This is a genomic window from Arthrobacter sp. StoSoilB19, assembly GCF_019977275.1.
GTDB lineage: Bacteria > Actinomycetota > Actinomycetes > Actinomycetales > Micrococcaceae > Arthrobacter.
Genome location: NZ_AP024650.1, coordinates 3142301 through 3160377, shown reverse-complemented (window position 1 = coordinate 3160377; position 18077 = coordinate 3142301). Strand labels below are relative to the sequence as shown.

General features: G+C 67.9%; 16 protein-coding genes. 10 read left to right on the top strand and 6 right to left on the bottom strand.

Annotated elements, in window-relative coordinates:
* The first annotated feature begins 103 nt into the window (after positions 1-103).
* On the top strand, positions 104-658 hold the full coding sequence (locus LDO86_RS14530; protein WP_018769072.1) for a dihydrofolate reductase family protein: 555 nt from the start codon (positions 104-106) through the stop codon (positions 656-658).
* Here the strand turns inward: LDO86_RS14530 and LDO86_RS14525 are convergent.
* From LDO86_RS14525 to LDO86_RS14505, 5 genes are read right to left on the bottom strand one after another with little or no spacing between them, the layout of a single operon-like run.
* Positions 643-1854: an MFS transporter gene (locus LDO86_RS14525; RefSeq protein ID WP_018769073.1), complete on the bottom strand. Its 1212-nt coding sequence runs from the start codon at positions 1852-1854 to the stop codon at positions 643-645. The genes LDO86_RS14530 and LDO86_RS14525 overlap by 16 nt on opposite strands.
* A gap of 45 nt (positions 1855-1899) precedes the next feature.
* Positions 1900-2697, bottom strand: a complete 798-nt coding sequence (gene narI / locus LDO86_RS14520; protein ID WP_018769074.1) for a respiratory nitrate reductase subunit gamma — start codon at positions 2695-2697, stop codon at positions 1900-1902.
* A gap of 2 nt (positions 2698-2699) precedes the next feature.
* Positions 2700-3320: a nitrate reductase molybdenum cofactor assembly chaperone gene (gene narJ / locus LDO86_RS14515; RefSeq protein WP_018769075.1), complete on the bottom strand. Its 621-nt coding sequence runs from the start codon at positions 3318-3320 to the stop codon at positions 2700-2702.
* Positions 3317-5011, bottom strand: a complete 1695-nt coding sequence (gene narH / locus LDO86_RS14510; RefSeq protein WP_043424889.1) for a nitrate reductase subunit beta — start codon at positions 5009-5011, stop codon at positions 3317-3319. Before narH ends, narJ begins: the two co-directional genes overlap by 4 nt.
* Positions 5011-8718, bottom strand: a complete 3708-nt coding sequence (locus LDO86_RS14505) for a nitrate reductase subunit alpha (protein WP_224084033.1) — start codon at positions 8716-8718, stop codon at positions 5011-5013. The genes narH and LDO86_RS14505 overlap by 1 nt, the downstream gene beginning before the upstream one ends.
* A 105-nt stretch (positions 8719-8823) precedes the next feature.
* Between LDO86_RS14505 and LDO86_RS14500 the strand changes: the two genes are divergently transcribed.
* Complete coding sequence (locus tag LDO86_RS14500; protein ID WP_018769078.1) at positions 8824-9480, top strand: SDR family oxidoreductase; 657 nt, start codon at positions 8824-8826, stop codon at positions 9478-9480.
* 31 nt (positions 9481-9511) lie between these two features.
* Here LDO86_RS14500 and LDO86_RS14495 read toward each other — a convergent pair whose 3' ends face one another.
* A complete protein-coding gene (locus tag LDO86_RS14495) occupies positions 9512-10729 on the bottom strand; it encodes an ROK family transcriptional regulator (protein ID WP_018769079.1) in 1218 nt (405 codons plus the stop codon).
* A gap of 96 nt (positions 10730-10825) precedes the next feature.
* Here LDO86_RS14495 and LDO86_RS14490 point away from each other — a divergent pair, with 96 nt between their 5' ends.
* The 8 genes from LDO86_RS14490 (at position 10826) to LDO86_RS14455 (ending at position 18063) form a co-directional block, all read left to right on the top strand.
* On the top strand, positions 10826-12538 hold the full coding sequence (locus LDO86_RS14490) for a glycoside hydrolase family 13 protein (RefSeq protein WP_018769080.1): 1713 nt from the start codon (positions 10826-10828) through the stop codon (positions 12536-12538).
* 31 nt (positions 12539-12569) lie between these two features.
* Positions 12570-13511: an aldo/keto reductase gene (locus LDO86_RS14485; RefSeq protein ID WP_018769081.1), complete on the top strand. Its 942-nt coding sequence runs from the start codon at positions 12570-12572 to the stop codon at positions 13509-13511.
* A gap of 168 nt (positions 13512-13679) precedes the next feature.
* Complete coding sequence (locus tag LDO86_RS14480; RefSeq protein ID WP_018769082.1) at positions 13680-14543, top strand: CoA ester lyase; 864 nt, start codon at positions 13680-13682, stop codon at positions 14541-14543.
* Positions 14544-14570: 27 nt separating this feature from the next.
* Entirely contained in the window at positions 14571-15530 is a 960-nt protein-coding gene (locus LDO86_RS14475; protein ID WP_018769083.1) for a DUF2797 domain-containing protein, read from the top strand.
* A 35-nt stretch (positions 15531-15565) separates the two neighbouring features.
* Entirely contained in the window at positions 15566-15790 is a 225-nt protein-coding gene (locus LDO86_RS14470; protein WP_018769084.1) for a DUF3188 domain-containing protein, read from the top strand.
* A gap of 66 nt (positions 15791-15856) precedes the next feature.
* On the top strand, positions 15857-16318 hold the full coding sequence (locus tag LDO86_RS14465; protein ID WP_018769085.1) for a MaoC family dehydratase N-terminal domain-containing protein: 462 nt from the start codon (positions 15857-15859) through the stop codon (positions 16316-16318).
* A 2-nt stretch (positions 16319-16320) separates the two neighbouring features.
* Entirely contained in the window at positions 16321-16758 is a 438-nt protein-coding gene (locus LDO86_RS14460) for a MaoC family dehydratase (protein ID WP_018769086.1), read from the top strand.
* 30 nt (positions 16759-16788) lie between these two features.
* Positions 16789-18063 carry an MFS transporter gene (locus LDO86_RS14455; RefSeq protein WP_018769087.1) on the top strand — a complete coding sequence of 425 codons (1275 nt, stop codon included), beginning with the start codon at positions 16789-16791 and terminating at the stop codon, positions 18061-18063.
* Positions 18064-18077 lie beyond the last annotated feature (14 nt).

Here is an 18077-nt window from a genome sequence, read left to right as displayed (position 1 = left end):
CAATGACCCGCGTAGAAGGCACGGATGTGCGAACAAGCCCAGGAATGCCGCAAGCAGCGCCGAAGGCCTATGCGGGCCTGATATCCGGCGGCAGAATGGGGCCATGGCGAAGCTGATCTACTCCGCAATCATGTCCCTCGACGGCTACACGGCAGACAAGGACGGCAACTTCAACTGGTCCGCGCCGGATGCGGAGGTCCACGGTTTCATCAACGACCTGGAGCGGGATGTGGGCACCTACCTCCTGGGGCGGCGGATGTACCAGGTGATGTCTGTCTGGGAAACCATGGGCACGTCCGGGGATCCTTCGGTGATCCAGGACTATGCCCGGATCTGGCAGGGGGCGGACAAGGTGGTGTACTCGACGACGCTGGCCATCGCTGCCACGCCCCGCACCAGGCTGGAGCGGCAGTTCCGCCCGGAGACGGTGCGGGACATGAAGGCCGGCACGGACAGGAACATCAGCATCGGCGGCCCCACGCTGGCGGCACACGCCCTCAACGCCGGCCTGGTGGACGAATGCCAGTTCTTCATCACCCCGGTTGCCGTGGGCGGCGGCCTGCGCTTCCTGCCGGACGGACTGGAGGCCCGGCTGGAACTGCTGGAGGAACGCCCGTTCGGAAACGGCGTGGTGTACCTGCGCTACGGAGTCCTCTGAACCGCCGGCGCACCCGTCCTGCGCTGGACCGCGAAGAGGGTGAACAACAGGGCCACCAGCGCGGTGCCCACCAGCAGGAGCAGCCCGATCGAATAGCTGCGGGTCGCTGCGTCATAGGTGGCGCCCATGACCAGAGGGGGGAAGTATCCGCCCAATCCGCCAGCGGCGCTCACGATGCCGCTGATGCTGCCCACCTTCCCCGCCGGTGACAGGACGCCGACCCACGCAAACACGCCGCCCGTTCCCAGACCCAGCGCCGCCGCCATGGCAACGAATGTGGCACCGGCGGGGACTTCGCCGTCGGGCCGCATGTTCACCACCCAGCCCAGGACCGCGACGGCGGCAAGGGCGGTGAGGACTACCGGTTTCGGGCCCAGCTTGTCAGCCAGGACCCCGCCCACCGGACGGGCCAGGACAGCGGCCAGGGCAAAACCGGCGGTCCGGGCGCCGGCGCCGGAGGGATCGAAACTGTACACGTCCCGCAGATAGGTGGGCAGGTAGGTGGCGAAGGAAACGAAACCGCCGAAGACCACGGCGTAGAGGAAGCACATCTTCCAGGTGACTGCCGTCCTGGCAGCGTCGAGGAGTTTGGGCAGCACCGGCAGGTGGCTGGGCGCCCAATCCGGGGATTCCTTCATGGCGAACCACACCAGCGCCGCCATCACGGCCAGGACGCCGGCGATCAGCAGGTGCGTCTGAAAGTATCCGACCCCGGCCACAAGCCGGGGATTCAGAAATGCCGCCAGCGCCGTGCCGCCCATCCCGGCGCCGAAGACACCGGTGGCGAACCCTCGGCGGGCTGGTTGGTACCAGGCGCTGACGAACGGGATCCCGACGGCGAAAACGGTCCCTGCCACGCCGAGCAGCAGCCCGGCCCCCAGTACCAGCGCGAAGGAACCCAGGAGGCCGCCGACCGACACCAGGAGGAGGGGAGGGATGGCGGCCAGGAGCACGAAGGTGAACATGGCCCTGCCGCCGTACTTGTCCGTGAGCGTGCCCACGACGATCCGTCCCAGCGAACCGACGAACACCGGCATGGCCACCAGGATCCCGGTGCTGGCCGGCGTCAGGGACAGGTTCTGGACGTAGAAGGCGCCCAGCGTGGCCACGGAGTTCCATGCCCAGAAACCTGCCACGGATGCCGCCGTCGCCAGCGCAAGGTTCAGCGCCCTCCAGGTGCCCGGCGCTGTGGTCATTCCGGCCACTTCCTGCTCCTCACCATGATCCAAACGCACCGCCGGTCAGCGGTTGCGGGTGTCCCTGTCCGGCGTGCCAACGGCGGACCAGCCCCGGCCCTTCGTTTCCCTGTCCCGCGAGCGGTAGACGATGTACGGGCGGAAAAGATAGTGCAGGGGTGCCGTGAAGGCGTGCACCAGCCGCGTGAACGGCCAGATGACGAACAGCGCCATGCCCACCAAGGTGTGCAGGTGGAAGGTGAACGGCGCAGCGGCCATCGCCGCGATGTCCGGCTGGAAGATGAACAGCGACCGGAACCACGGCGCCACCGTTTCCCGGTAGTTGTGCCCGTGTTCTCCCTCGAACACACTGGCCAGGGTGGTCCACAGGCCAAAGACGATGGCCGCGGTCAGCACCACGTACATGGTCTTGTCGTTCCTGGTGGTCGCCATGAAGACCGGGCCGGTGGTGCGCCGCCGGTAGATCAGCAGCGCGATCCCGCCCAGCGTTCCCACCCCGGCGATGCCGCCCACCAGCAGGGCGTTGAAGTGGTAGAACTCCTGGCTCATGCCCGCCGCCGCCGTCCAGGCCATCGGGATCACCAGGCCGAAGAAGTGCCCGGCGATGACCGCAAGCAGCCCGAAGTGGAAAAGCGGGGAGGCGATCCTCAGGAGCCGGGATTCGTAAAGCTGGGAGGACCGGGTGGTCCAGCCGAACTGGTCGTACCGGTAGCGCCACACCAGCCCGCCCACCAGCACCACCACCATGACATAGGGCAGGACGCCCCACAGGACGGTATCCCAGGCGTTGAGGACGACGGCGGGTCCCGGCTCCGCCACGGTGGACGCCTTGAGTGCGGGCATGGTCAGGCCCTCCTGACCGGCAAAAGCCGCAGGTCGTAGGGATCCAGTCCCACGCTTTCGGAGGGTGGACCGTATCCGGCCATGCGCATCACTTCCTGCTCGTCCTGGGGTGACTTCCCGGGCAAGGTGGCGCAGATGGCCGCCAGCATCGTGGCATGCGGCAGGTTGTCCCGAAGCAGCCCCAGCCGAAGCATCTCCAAGCTGGCCCGGTAACGCTTCAGCAGGGTGCGTCCGGCCGCGGAATCCACCCGGGCAGCGAATTCCAGCACCATGGGCAGGTAGTCGGGAAGTTCCCCGTCCAGGTCCACCAGGGCGCCGCTGTGCCGGTAGGCCTCCTTGAAGAAGCCCAGCACCTCACCGCGGCGCCGGGTGTCGCCATCGGTCCAGTAGCTCAAATGCAGCGCGTGCCGCCGGCCGAGATCGAACTCGCGGACATATTGGGCCTGCAGTTCCATGGGCGGGGTGGCCTCGAGAAGGTCCAGTACCGGCGCAAATGCCGGCAAAGCCCCGGGAAACTCGGAAAGCGCTGCCCGGACCAGGGGAACCCGCTGCACCAGGTCCTCATCGGGATAGGACAGGCACCAGGCCGCTGCCAGGTACACCACCTGGTCGTGGCGGTTCACGGCTGGTCCTCCGCAGCGTCGAGGGTATCCGCTTCGTGCCCCTTGTCCGGGAACAGGCCGGGCGGCGCCCCGCGGCCGTCCCAGTTCAGCAGGTTCACCCTGCCCTTCAGGCCCGTCCCCGCGGAGACCTCGTCACTTGTCTGCCGGTCGCGCAGGGCGTGGAAGGTGTCCACGGCCACCGGGACGGGCCTGCCGCTCGCCTCCCCGAAGGGTGCCGAATCCTGCATGCCAGGGCCGCCGTCGAAATCCAGCGAGCAGCCCATCTCCTCCAGGTCGTGGGCCTGCTCCACGTGCGCCTTGGGAATGACGTACCGTTCGTCGTATTTGGCAATGGCCATCAGCCGGTACATCTCGTACATGGTCTGGCCGTCCATGCCCACGGCCTCGGGGATCGAGTCGTCCGGGTCGTTGCCGAGGCTGATGCCGCGCATGTAGGAACGCATGGCGGCCAGCTTCTTCAGTACGGCCGTGACCCGGTCCGCATCGCCTGCGGTGAACAGTTCCGCGAGATACTCCACCGGGATGCGCAGCGCATCAATGGCGCCAAAGAGATTGCCGTGGTCCTCGCCGTCGTGCCCCTGGTCCCGCAGCAGGTCCACAACGGGTGAGAGCGGCGGCACGTACCAGACCATCGGCATGGTGCGGTACTCGGGGTGCAGCGGGAGTGCCACTTTGTAGACCTTGGCCAGGGCGTAGACCGGCGAGCGCCGCGCGGCGTCGATCCAGTCCTCGGGGATCCCCTGGGCGCGGGCCTCGGCCTGGACGGCGGGGTCGTTCGGGTCCAGCAGCACGTCCATCTGGGCGTCGTAGAGTTCCTTGGGGTCGGTGACCGCGGCCGCCGCGGTGACGGCGTCGGCGTCGTACAGGAACAACCCCAAGTACCGCAGCCGGCCCACGCAGGTCTCCGAACAGACCGTCGGCAGCCCCACCTCCACCCTTGGATAGCAGAAGGTGCACTTCTCGGCCTTGCCCGTCTTGTGGTTGAAGTAGATCTTCTTGTACGGGCAGCCGGTGACGCACTGCCGCCAGCCTCGGCACTTGTCCTGGTCCACCAGCACGATCCCGTCCTCCACCCGCTTGTAGATCGCGCCGGAGGGGCAGGACGCCATGCAGGACGGGTTCAGGCAGTGCTCGCAGATCCGCGGCAGGTAGAACATGAACGTCTGCTCGTAGGCGAACTTGATCTTGTCCTCGGACTCGCGCCGCACCTTCTCCACGATCGGGTCCAGGTGGCCGTTTTCGGTGGAGCCGCCCAGGTCGTCGTCCCAGTTCGCGGACCACGTGATTTTCGTGTCTTTGCCGGTGATCAGGGACTTGGGCCGGGCCACCGGGAAGTCGTCGCCCAGCGGCGCGTCCACGAGGGTCTTGTAGTCGTAGGTCCACGGCTCGTAGTAGTCCTTGAGCTCGGGCTGGACGGGGCTGGCGAAGATCCCCAGGAGCTTCTTCACCCGGCCCCCGGCTTTCAGCACCAGCTTGCCGCGCTTGTTCAGCACCCAGCCGCCGTGCCACCTCTCCTGGTCCTCGTAGCGGCGCGGATACCCCTGCCCGGGCCGGGTTTCCACGTTGTTGAACCAGACGTACTCGGTGCCCGCACGGTTGGTCCAGGCCTGCTTGCAGGTCACGGAACAGGTGTGGCAGCCGATGCATTTGTCCAGGTTCATGACCATGCCCATTTGAGCCATGACACGCATCAGTACTGCACCTCCTGGGAACGACGGCGGACGGTGGCAACCATGTCGCGCTGGTTCCCGGTGGGGCCGAGGTAGTTGAACGCGTAGGCCAGCTGGGCGTAGCCGCCGATCAGGTGCGAAGGCTTGACCAGCAGCCGGGTCACCGAGTTGTGGATGCCGCCGCGCCGTCCCGTGGCTTCAGACTTCGGTACGTCGATGGTGCGTTCCTGTGCGTGGTGGACGTAGACCACGCCGGCCGGCATCCGGTGGCTGACGATCGCCCGGGCCACCAGGACCCCGTTGATGTTCAGGCACTCCACCCAGTCGTTGTCCTTGACCTGGATCGCCTCGGCGTCGGCGGGGCTCATCCAGACCGTGGGGCCGCCGCGGGAGAGCGAGAGCATGAGCAGGTTGTCCTGGTATTCGGAGTGGATGGACCACTTGGAATGCGGCGTCAGGTACCGGACCACCACTTCCAGCTCCCCGTTCCGGCCCAGTTTGGGTTCGCCGAAGAGCCGGTGCATGTCCAGCGGCGGCCGGTAGATGGGCAGCCCCTCGCCGATGTCCGTGATCCAGTCGTGGTCCAGGAAGAAATGCATCCGTCCCGTCAGGGTATGGAAGGGCTTGAGCCGTTCGATGTTGATGGTGAACGGGGCGTAGCGCCGGCCGCCCGTTTCGGAGCCTGACCATTCCGGCGACGTGATCACGGGGACCGGTCCGGCCTGGGTCTGGGCGAAGGTGATGAACTTTTCCTCGGAGCCCTCGGACAGGTCCGCCAGCTTCCTTCCGGTGCGGACTTCGAGGTCTTTGAAGCCCTGCACGGACAGCGCACCGTTGGTGGTGCCGGAGAAGGCCAGGATGGCCTCGGCCATTTTCGCGTCGGTGTCGATCGCCGGCCGCCCGTCCGCTGCGCCGCCGAGCATCACGCCGTTGGAACGGCTGAGCCGCTCCAACGGGCCGGCGAGTTTGTACGTGACGTTCTTGACGGTGAAACCGAGCTTGTCGGCCAGGGGCCCGACGGCGGCGAGCTTGTCCGCGATGGCCGTGTAGTCCCGCTCCACCACCGAAAAGGCGGCCATGTTCTGGCCCGGTACGGCGGGAATGTCCGTGTCACGCCAGTCCCGCACGATCCCCCCGGGCTGGGCCAGCTGGCCCGGGGTGTCGTGCTGCAGCGGCACGCTGACCAGGTCCCGGCGGACGCCCAGATGGGTCTTGGCCATCCGGGAGAACTCCCGGGCCAGCAGGTGGAACATCTCGAAGTCCGTTTTGGTTTCCCACGGCGGGTCGATTGCTGGGGTGAAGGCGTGCACAAACGGGTGCATGTCCGTGGAGGACAGGTCGTGCTTCTCGTACCACGTGGCGGCCGGGAACACGACGTCGGAGAGCAGCGTGGTGGAGGTCATCCGGAAGTCCGCGGAGACCAGGAAGTCCAGCTTTCCTTCCGGCGCCTTTTCGTGCCACTTCACATCCTTGGGTTTAAGTCCCTCGGCATCCGTGCCCAGGACGTTGTTGTGGGTGCCCAGCAGGTTCCGCAGGAAGTACTCATTGCCCTTGGCGGAGGAACCGAACAGGTTGGAGCGCCACAGGATCAGCGTGCGCGGCCAGTTCTCCGGGGCGTCCACGTCCTCGATGGCCGGGTTCAGTGTCCGGTTCTTGAGTGCGTCCGCGATATAGCTGGGGGTGTCCTTGGCGGTTCCGGCGGCGACGGCGGCCTCCGCCTCGTCGGCGAGGTCCAGGGGGTTGCGGTCGAACTGGGGATAGAAGGGCATCCAGCCGAGCCGGGCGGACTGGACGATGGCGTCCGCGGTGTGCAGGCCGTCCAGGGCGCCGGTGGACAACGGGGACTTCAGCGCATCCGCTGAATATCCGTCCTGGCGCCACTGGTCCGTGTGCATGTACCAGTACCCGGTGCCGATCATGGTCCGCGGCGGCCGGGACCAGTCCAGGGCATTGGCCAGCGACACCCAGCCGGTGACCGGGCGGGTCTTCTCCTGCCCCACGTAGTGCGCCCAGCCGCCCCCGTTCCGTCCCATGCAGCCGGTCAGCATCACCAGCGCCAGGATGGCCCGGTACGTGGTGTCGCCGTGGAACCACTGGCAGATGCCGGCGCCCATGATGATCATGGACCGGCCCTTGGACTGCTCGGCGTTGCGGGCGAACTCGCGGGCCACCCGGATGCAGGCCTGGGCGGGTACGGAGGTGATCTCCTCCTGCCATGCCGGGGTGTAGGGCGTGGCGGCGTCGTCATAGCTGGCGGCCCAATCCCCGGGCAGCCCGTCGCGGCCCACTCCGTACTGCGCGAGCATGAGGTCGAACACCGTGGTGGCCAGCTGGCCTTCCACCTCGATGACGGGCACGCCGCGGCGGAGCACGCTGCCGGTGCCGTCCGCCTGCTCGAAGCACGGGAGCAGGACCTCGGCGCTTTCTCCCGAGACCTCCCGCAGCGACAGCGCCGGTTCCATCCCCTCGAGGTCCAGGTTCCACTTGCCCTCGCCGCTGCCGGAGTAGCGGAAGCCCAGGGACCCGTTGGGGACGGCCGGACGGCCGGCCTTCTTGTCGAACAGGACGGTGCGGAACGCAGCGTCCTCTGCCCCGGACTCCGCCGGGATGTCACGCGCAGTGAGGAATTTTGACGGCGTCAGCGCGCCGTCGTCGTTCCTCACCAGCCGGACCAGGAACGGAAGGTCCGTGTACTGCTTCACGTAGTCGGTGAAGAACGGCACGTCCCGGTCCACGAAGAATTCCTTCAGCATGACGTGCCCCATCGCCATCGCCAGGGCAGCGTCCGTTCCCGCCTGGGCGGGAAGCCATTCGTCCGCGAACTTGGTGTTGTCCGCATAGTCCGGGCTGACCGTGACCACCTTGGTGCCGCGGTACCGCACCTCGGCCATCCAGTGCGCGTCCGGAGTTCGGGTGACCGGGACGTTCGATCCCCACATCATGAGGTAGCGCGCGTCCCACCAGTCACCGGACTCGGGAACGTCGGTCTGGTCCCCGAACACCTGCGGGCTGGCGACAGGCAGGTCAGCGTACCAGTCGTAGAAGGACGTCATCACCCCGCCGATCAGCTGGATGAAGCGCGTACCGACGGCGTGCGAAACCATTGACATGGCCGGGATGGGGGAGAAGCCGGCGCAGCGGTCCGGGCCGTAGGTCTTGATGGTGTTCACGTGGGCGGCGGCGGCAATCTCGATCGCTTCCTGCCAGGAGACCCGGACCAGGCCGCCCTTGCCGCGGGCCTGCTGGTAGCGCCGGCGCTTGTCCGGGTCGGCCGCTATCTCGGCGAAGGCCAGGACCGGGTCGCCCAGGCGTGCTTTCGCTTCCCGGTACATCTCCACCAGTACACCGCGTGCGTAGGGAAAGCGGACCCGGGTGGGGGAGTAGGTGTACCACGAAAAGGCTGCCCCGCGCGGGCAGCCTCTCGGTTCGTATTCGGGACTGTCAGGGCCCACCGACGGGTAGTCGGTCTGCTGGGATTCCCAGGTGATGATGCCGTCCTTGACGTACACCTTCCAGGAGCAGGAACCGGTGCAGTTCACCCCGTGGGTGGAGCGGACCACCTTGTCGTGGCTCCACCGGTCGCGGTAGAAGATGTCGCCCTTGCGGCCCCCCTCCCGGAAGACGGCCCTGCCGTCGTCGGTCTGGTCCCACCGGGTAAAGAAACGGCCCAGCTTCAACATTGCTTCTGATGCGGGTCCATCTAACCCCGCACGGGGTCCGGCAGCCATGCCCCCAAGCTAGGCGGGAGCCGGAAACGCGGAACAGGGCACAAAGGCCCTGTTCCGTGGACCATGGCTGCTCCGAATCCCTCCCGGGGCGGGCAGAATGGGTGCATGACACGCATCGCCATCATCGGCGGCCACGGGAAAGTGGCCCTCCTCCTGTCCCAGCTCCTCACCGGCGAGGGCCACTCCGTCACCTCGTTCATCCGCAATCCGGACCATGCGGACGACGTCGCCGCCACTGGCGCCACGCCGTCGGTCCTGGACGTGGAAAATGCCACGACGGCGGCCATCGCCGATGCCTTGGCCGGGCATGACGCCGTGGTCTGGTCCGCCGGGGCTGGCGGCGGCAACCCCGGCCGCACCTACGCGGTGGACAGGGACGCTGCCATCCGCTCCATGGATGCGGCGGCCCAGGCAGGGGTGGACCGGTACGTGATGGTGTCCTACTTCGGTGCGGGCAAGGACCACGGAGTGCCGGAAGACAACAGTTTCTTCGCCTACGCCGAAGCCAAGGCGGCCGCTGACGAGTACCTGCGCGGCAGCGGGCTGGCGTGGACCATCCTGGGCCCCGGGGCACTGACCGACAAGCCGGGGACCGGGCTGATCGACGTGGACCCGTCGCCGGATGGGGACCGTGACACGTCACGTGCCAACACGGCGATCGTGGCCGCGGCGGTGCTGGACCTGCCCCAGACCGCAGGCCGGACCATCGAGTTCCGCGACGGCACGCTGCCGGTGGCAGCGGCCCTGGAACCGGGCGCGTAGACCCCGGCGGGCAAGGGGCGCGTGGCCTCGGTTATGCCGGGGCGACCGGCGCGGCCAGCTCCAGGTCCAGGTCCAGGGAATTCTGCTCCACGTAGTCCAGGGCGCAGCGCACGGCACCCACCGTGACGATTGAGTCGCCCAGCGGGGAGACCGCCACCCGCGCGGGGGTGGCGGTGAAGTCTTTCAGGCGCTCGCTGATGGGTGCAAGGAGTACGCCCGCGGAATCGGCCACCCCGCCGCCGATCACCACCAGCTCCGGATTGAGCAGGGTGGCTACGGTTCCCACCACCCGTGCCATCCTGTCCGCCAGCCGGTCCATGATGCCAAGAGCCACGGCGTCGCCCTGTTCCGCCGCCGCAAAGACCTGCTCAGCTTCCAACCGCCCGTGGGGGACGGAGCGGAGGGCGGTGGGGACCGGGGTGGCCAGGGCTTCGGCGGCCCAGGTCCGCGCCAGGTGGGCGATGCCGTAGGTGTCGCCCACGCCTTCCACCAGGTCCAGGTACGCCAGCTCCCCGGCGCTGCCCCGCGTTCCGTGGACCAGCCGGCCGCCCTCCACGATGCCCGAACCCAGCCGTTCGCTGGCCAGGATCACCACCACGTCGTCAATTCCCGCGGCCGCCCCCTGCCAGCGTTCGCCCAGGGCCGCAAGGTTGGCGTCGTTTTCCAGCAGCACCGTCCAGCCCCGGGTTTCCTTGAGGGCCGCCCCCAGTCCCAGGTCGAACAGCCCCCAGAACTTCTGCGTGGCCACCACCTCCCCGTGCCGGTCCACGGGTGCGGCAACTCCGGCGCAGACGGCCAGTACCCGGCCGGGCTCCGTTTCTGCGGACCGCAGGGCCGCCTGGGCTACGCCGTCGATGAAGGCTATGCGTTCCCGGGAACCAACGTCTCCCGCCTGGAAAGGCCGGCTGGACCGTCCCAATGTCTTGCCCCGGAGGTCGGAAACCACCACGGTGACCTTTGAATAGCCGATGTCCATGCCCAGGACCACGCCTGCGCGCTCGTTGAGTTCGAACCGGCGGGCGGGGCGGCCCTTGTGGTACCCGCCGAATTCGCGCTGGTTTTCCCGCTCCAGGACCCAGCCGCGCCGGACCAGGTCCTCGCAGACGGCGATGGTGGTGGCGCGGGTCAGGCCCGTGGCGGCCATGACGTCCGTGACGGTCACCGCGGCCGAGGCGCGGAGGAATTCGAGGACCGCGCCGGCACTGACCCGCCGCAGCAACTGGGGAGTCGCCGGAACCAGTTCAGGCATGCTGTTGACCTTCCTGAGCAAAGCACCAGATAATACTTGGGGAAGTAAATTTAGATTCAATATAAATGTACCTGCTGCAAAGAAAAGGACCACCCCTTGTCCACCACTGCCACGCTGGCAACCCTGTCCGACTCCGACCGTCCGGCCGACCCCAACTGGTGGCGCCAGGCCTCCGTATACCAGATCTACCCGCGCAGCTTTGCCGACTCCAACGGCGACGGCATCGGTGACCTGAAGGGCATCACCGCCAAGGTCCCGTACCTGAAGTCGCTGGGCATCGACGCCGTCTGGCTGAGCCCGTTCTACCCCTCCGCGCTCGCCGACGGCGGCTACGACGTTGACAACTACCGCGACGTGGATCCCAAGCTGGGCACCCTGGACGACTTCGACGAGATGGCCAAGGCCCTCCACGAAGCCGGCATCAAGCTGATTGCGGACATTGTCCCCAACCACTCCTCCAACCGGCACAAGTGGTTCCAGGAAGCGCTGGCCTCGCCGAAGGGTTCGCCGGCCCGCGACCGCTACATCTTCCGTGACGGCAAGGGCCCCAACGGCGAGTTCCCGCCGTCGGACTGGGACTCTGTGTTCGGCGGCCCCGCCTGGGAGCGCATCACCGAACCGGACGGCACCCCGGGCCAGTGGTACATGCACATCTTCGCCAAGGAGCAGCCGGACCTGAACTGGTCCAACCGCGAAATCCGGGATGACTTCCTGAAGACGCTGCGGTTCTGGTCCGACCGCGGCGTGGACGGTTTCCGCGTCGACGTTGCCCACGCCCTCACCAAGGACCTCACCGAGCCGCTGCTCTCCAAGCTGGAACTGAGCGCCGCCAACACCGGAGTGGACGGATTCGACGACGGGACGCACCCGTTCTGGGACCGCGACGAAGTGCACGAGATCTACGCCGAATGGCGCGCGGTGTTCAACGAGTACAACCCGCCGCGCACCGCCGTCGCCGAAGCCTGGGTGCACGCCACCAGGCGTGCCCGCTATGCCAGCCCCCAGGGCCTGGGCCAGGCGTTCAACTTCGACCTGCTGCAGGCCGACTTCGACGCCGCCGAGTTCAAGGAGATCATCACCCGCAACCTGGCCGAGGCTGCCGCCACCGGCGCCTCCTCCACGTGGGTGTTCTCCAACCACGACGTGGTACGGCACGCCACCCGCTACGGGCTGCCGCAGGTGGCCAAGGAAAAGGCCGGCGCCAAGGGCCAGGACGGCAAGGACTGGCTGCTGGCCGGCGGCCCCAAGGACCAGCTGGACGTTGAACTGGGCGAGCGCCGTGCGCGGGCCGCCACCCTCCTGATGCTCGCCGTTCCCGGCTCCGCGTACCTGTACCAGGGCGAGGAACTGGGCCTGCAGGAAGTGGCCGAGATTCCCGAATCGGAACGGCAGGACCCGTCCTTCTATCGCAACAAGGGCGTGGAGATTGGCCGCGACGGCTGCCGCGTGCCGCTGCCCTGGAAGGTGGAAGGCACCTCCTTCGGCTTCGGCGACGGCGGCTCCCACCTGCCGCAGCCGGATTGGTTCAGCAAGTACGCCGTGGAGGCCCAGGACGGCACCGAAGGTTCCACCCTGGAGCTCTACCGCGAGGCCCTGAAGCTCCGCCGTGAACTGCAGACGGACGAGGACCTCGAATGGGTTGCCACCGGCAACCCGGACGTCCTGCACTTCAAGCGCCCCAACGGGTGGCAGTCCGTGACCAACTTCGGGAACACCGCCGTTGACCTTCCGGCCGGCAAGGTGCTGGTCAGCAGCGGCCCGCTGGAGGACGGCAAGCTGCCGGCCAACACCACCGCGTGGTTGCGCTGATGGGCGTGAACCGCCGGCGTGGGCGGGCCTGATGCAGGAGGTCATCTACGGATGCATGGGACTGGGCGGCAGCTGGTCTGACGAACCACATGGCAGCCACCATGTGGACCAGGCCGCCGCTGCCGTCCAGGCCGCCCTGGACGCCGGGATCACCCTGTTCGACCACGCGGACATCTACCGCAGCGGCAAGTCCGAGGCGGTGTTCGGCGAGGTCATGGCCGCCACTCCGGGTCTGCGGGAACGGATCCGGCTGCAGACCAAATGCGGCATCCGGCTGAACGAACGCGGCCTTCAGACCCACTACGACCTGAGCCGGGACGCCATCCTGGAACGGGTCAACGGCAGCCTGGAACGGCTCCGGACGGACTACGTGGACATCCTCCTGCTGCACCGCCCGGACCCCCTGGCGGACCCCGCGGAGATGGCCTCCGCCGTCGGGCAGCTCATGGACGAAGGCAAGGTCCGGCAACTGGGCGTGTCCAACATGTCCGCAGCGCAGATCGAGGCGCTGCGGGACCGGCTGGAGACCCCGGTGGTTGCCAACCAGCTGGAAATGAGCCTGCTCAAGCGGGCATGGCTGGAAAGCCAGGTCCTGGTCAACCACCCGGAGCACCTGGACTACAGCTTCCCGCACGGGACGCTTGAGTATTGCACCCGGAACAACATCACCCTGCAGGCGTACGGCGCCCTGGCCCGCGGCGTCTACACCGGCGCCGAACCGGACAGTCCCACCTCAGCCGATGCGGCAACGGCCGAACTCGTGGCGGGGCTTGCGGGGGAGTACGGCACCTCCGGCGAGGGTGTCCTGCTGGGCTGGCTGATGAAGCACCCGGCCGGAATCGCGCCGGTCATCGGGACGGTCAACCCGGACCGCATCCGGGCCTGCGGCGACGCAGCCCGGGTGGCGCAGGCCCTCACCCGCGCCGACTGGTACAAACTCTGGGTCACGGCTCGGGGGAGCAACATCCCCTGACCCTTCCCGGCCGGGCAGCAGCAAGGGCCGTTGTGCAGGTCACAACGGCCCTTTCTGCTGCCCGCATTTAACTGGAGACACAGTCATATCCCGTTTAGTTCGTATTGATCCTCACAAGCTGGCCGATTTCTTCGCCTTGCCGCTTGTGGGGCGGATACTGTAGAAAGCATGACGTCTACCATCGCCGCCGAAACTGTTAGGCCGGAACGCAATATCCCCGCAGAGATCGCCCGTTCCTGGCTGCTGGTCAATGCCATGAAGCCGGAGCTGTTCGACCAGTCGGCCGTTTCCCGCGCCGATTCGATCATCCTGGATATTGAAGATGCGGTGGACCCGTCCCAGAAGGACCAGGCCCGCGCCAACGTGATCGGCTGGCTGACCGGCGGCGGCAAGGCCTGGGTGAGGATCAATGACGCCACCAGCCCGTTCTGGGCTGATGACCTTGCCGGGCTGCGCGGCACCCCGGGCCTGCTGGGCGTCATGCTCGCCAAGACCGAATCCGCGGACCAGGTCACCGAGAGCTTCCACCGCATGGACGGCAAGACCCCCGTGATCCCGTTGGTGGAATCCGCCCTGGGCATCGAGGAAGCCAACCATATCGCCAAGGCCCAGGGTGCGTTCCGCCTGGCCTTCGGTTCCGGCGACTTCCGCCGCGATACCGGCATGGCCGCCACCCCGGAGGCCATGGCCTACCCGCGGGCCAAGCTCGTGGTCGCCAGCCGGGTGGGCAACCTGCCGGGCCCCATTGACGGCCCCACCGTCGGCACCAACCACCCCATCCTGCGCGAGCAGACCGGCATCACCGTGATGATGGGCATGACCGGCAAGCTGTGCCTGGCCATTGACCAGACGCCGGTCATCAACGAGGTCATCAGCCCCACGCCGTCGGACGTCGCGTGGGCCACCGACTTCATGAACGACTTCGAAGCCAACGGCCGCGTCATCCGTGACGGCTCCGACCTGCCCCGCCTTGGCCGCGCCGAGAAGATCATGAAGCTCGCCGTAGCCTTCGGGGTGCAGCCCGCGCTGTAACACCCACCCGCCACTTCAGGAGACCCCGTGACCGATACCCGCTATCTGGTCCACGGGGTCTTTTGGGATGCGCTGCCGGGTTCCAGGGCGCCGGAGGGTTCCAGGGCCGCGGACGACGGCGGCGGCGCGGTTTTGCGCCTCCAGTCACCGGAGGGGGACTTCCGTCAGTTCAGCCTCAGCCCCGGCCGGCGCCTCGGCTTCGAGGTGGTGGAACCGGGCAGGTCCTGCCTGGGCCACATCCGGGTCCAGTCGGCAACCTCGCGGAGCCACGTCCTCTGCGCCTCCGCTGCCCCGGCCCTGCGGGGAAAGCAGTGCGAGCGGTGCTTTGTGCTGGACGAATCCCGGCTCATGCACGACTTCCACCGGGGCGGCAGGGTCACTCCGGGCCTCCGTGACTACCTGATGCAGGAACACTGGCTGTACGTTGCCACGTTCGCGGGCGGTGCCACCAAGGTGGGAACGGCCTCCGGCCCGCGGAAGTGGAACAGGCTCGCGGAGCAGGGGGCCGCTGCGGCCGCTTATGTTGCCCGGGCCCGGGACGGCCGGGTGGTGCGGATCCTGGAGGACCTGGTGACAGCCGAGGTGGGCCTGACGCAGCAGGTGCGGTCCGCAGCCAAAGCGGACGCCCTCCTGCAGCCGCTCCCGGAACCGGACCTGCAGGCCGCCAACGCCCGCGCGGCCGGCGAGGTGCGCACACTGCTGGCACGCACCGCCGTCGACGGTTTTGTAACTGTGGAGGAGCAGTGGGCGAGGCCGGCGCACGCTGAAGCCCTCTACGGGCCCGCCCAACGCCATGCCTACCCGCACGCGCTGGACCAGGGGCAGCACGGCTTCACGGTCACTGCCCTGAGCGGGGCAAATGCTCTGGCCCGGCTGGATGGAACGGACGCCGCGTTCGTGGTCAACCTCTCCCAACTGGCCGCCCGGACCATCATCCTGGGCGGCTACGCCTCGGAGGTCCCGGCGGTGCAGGAATCCCTGTTCTAGCGGGATCCGGCAGGCCCGGCGGGTAGACTTGCACGGTGCTGAACGAATTCTGGGCCACCGCGCCAACCCGTTACAAAGTCCTGGTCTTCAGCGCGATGGGACTGATCGCCGTCGGCATCATCCTGAACATCATCGGCAACACCGGCGGCAACCAAACGCTGGCCTGGGCCTCCCTGCCGCTGATCGGACTGGGCCTTGTCCTGCACGTCGTGGGCATCGTGGTCCGCGGCCAGGCCATCCGGAAGAACCTGCGCCGGTAGCGCCCGCCGTAACGGTTGCGGCGGGCCTTTTCTGCCCGCCAACACGCGGGCGATAGGCTGGAATCCATGACTATCAATCCGGATCTGCAGGGCCGAAGCTACCCTGCCGCAGAGGTGTACGACGTTGGCCGCGAGAAAATCCGCGAGTTCGCCCGCGCCGTGAAGGCCACCCACCCCGCGCATTTCGACGTCGACGCCGCCGAGGCGCTGGGCCACACGGACCTGGTGGCGCCGCCCACCTTCGCGATCATCATCGCCCAGCGGGCCGACGCCCAGCTCATCGAGGATCCGGAATCCGGCATCGACTTCTCCCGCGTGGTCCACGCGGACCAGCGCTTCACCCACCACCGGCCCATCATTGCCGGGGACCGCCTCGTCGCGGAACTGCATGTCGACGGCGTCCGGGCCATGGGCGGCGGTGCCATGATCACCACCCGCTCGGAGATCTTCGCCCTCGGTTCCGGCGGTTCACGGGAACCGGTCACCACCACCACGTCATCCATCCTGGTCCGCGGAGAGGGACAGTAACCATGAGCCCCAGCTTCAATGAACTCAGCGCCGGCCAGGAAATCGGGAGCCGCACCATCGAGGTCACCCGCACGGACCTGGTCAAGTACGCCGGTGCCTCCGGCGACTTCAACCCCATCCACTGGAACGAGGCCTTTGCCACCAGCGTGGAGCTGCCGGGCGTCATCGCACACGGCATGTTCACCATGGGCTCAGCCGTCCAGCTGGTGACCGACTGGGCAGGCGACCCCGCCGCCGTCGTCGATTTCCAGACCCGCTTCACCAAGCCGGTCCTGGTCGCGGACACCACCGGAACGGACCAGCCCGGCGCCACCATCGAAGTCAGCGGCACCATCGGAAAGCTCGACGCCGACGCACGCACCGCCCGCGTTGACCTCACCGTTGTCTCCGCAGGGCAGAAGGTCCTGATGAAGGCCCAGGCCCTCGTCAAGCTGTCCTGATGCGCGCTTGGTGATGATGGGCTGCACCCGTTGACCTCCGCTCCCAAAACCGGGGCTACCGCCGCCCAGGTCGCCCACTGGCGCAACGCCGTCGTGGTGGCCTACGGCGCCAGCGGCCTGGCGTTCGCCTCCTGGGTGTCCCGGCTGCCCGCCATCCGGGACGCGCTGGACCTGAGCCCGGGCAACATCGGCGTGATCCTGCTGTGCATGACGCTGGGCTCCTTCGCCTCTGTCTCGGCCTCCGGGCTGATCGTCCTGCGGTTGGGGTCCAAACGGACCATCCGCACCGGCAGCATCATGGTGGGGGCCGGGCTGCTGACCGCCGGTTTTGGCACAACCGTGCTGGCAAGCCCGGTGGCAACGGCCATAGGCCTGGCCATCATCGGCCTGGGGACGGGGAGCTGGAACACCGCGTCCAATGTGGAAGGCGCAGCCGTGGAACGTGCAGTGGGCCGCCACATCATGCCCCGGCTCCACGGTGCCTTCAGCCTTGGCACGGTGGCGGGTGCGGGTCTTGGTGCCGCTGCGGCGGCAGTGTCCCTGCCAGTGTTCTGGCACCTTGCGGCGGCGGGGGCCGTGGTGGCCGTGTCGGTGGCGACGGCGGCGTCCTGGTTCCGCGCCGACGTCACCCCGGTGGCGGGGGAGCGCACCTACTCCCCGGACAACTTCGAAGACCCCATCACGGGCCCCATCCCCCTGATCCGCGCCGGGAGCACGGCGGAGGCGCCGCTGGACAACAAGCGCAAGATCGCGCAGGCGTGGCGGGACCGCCGGACACTGCTGCTGGGCGTCCTGGTGCTCGGCCTCGCCCTTGCCGAAGGCGCCGCGGGGGACTGGGTGGCCCTGGCCCTGGCGGACGGCCACGGCCAGAGCGATGCCGCCGGCGCCGCCGGATACGGCCTGTTTGTCACGTTCATGACCATCGGCCGGTTCGCCGGGACGCCGCTGCTGGACCGGTTTGGGCGGGTACCCGTCATGCGCTGGTGCGCTGCGATGGCTGTCCTGGGCCTGGCCGTCTTCGTGTTCGCCCCGGCGCCGTTGCTCGCCTATGTTGGCCTCGCCGCGTGGGGCCTGGGTGCGTCCCTGGGCTTCCCGGTGGGCATGTCCGCAGCAGCCGACGATCCCGCGAAGGCAGCGGCCCGGGTATCGGTGGTGTCCACCATCGGCTACGGGGCGTTCCTGTGCGGGCCGCCGCTGCTGGGCCTGCTGGCCGAACACGTGGGCATCCTGCACTCGCTCCTTGCCGTGGTGGTGATGCTGGCCGTGAGCTTCGTGCTGTCCCCGGTGGCCCGGAAGCCCGCCTAGGTTTCCCTAGTATT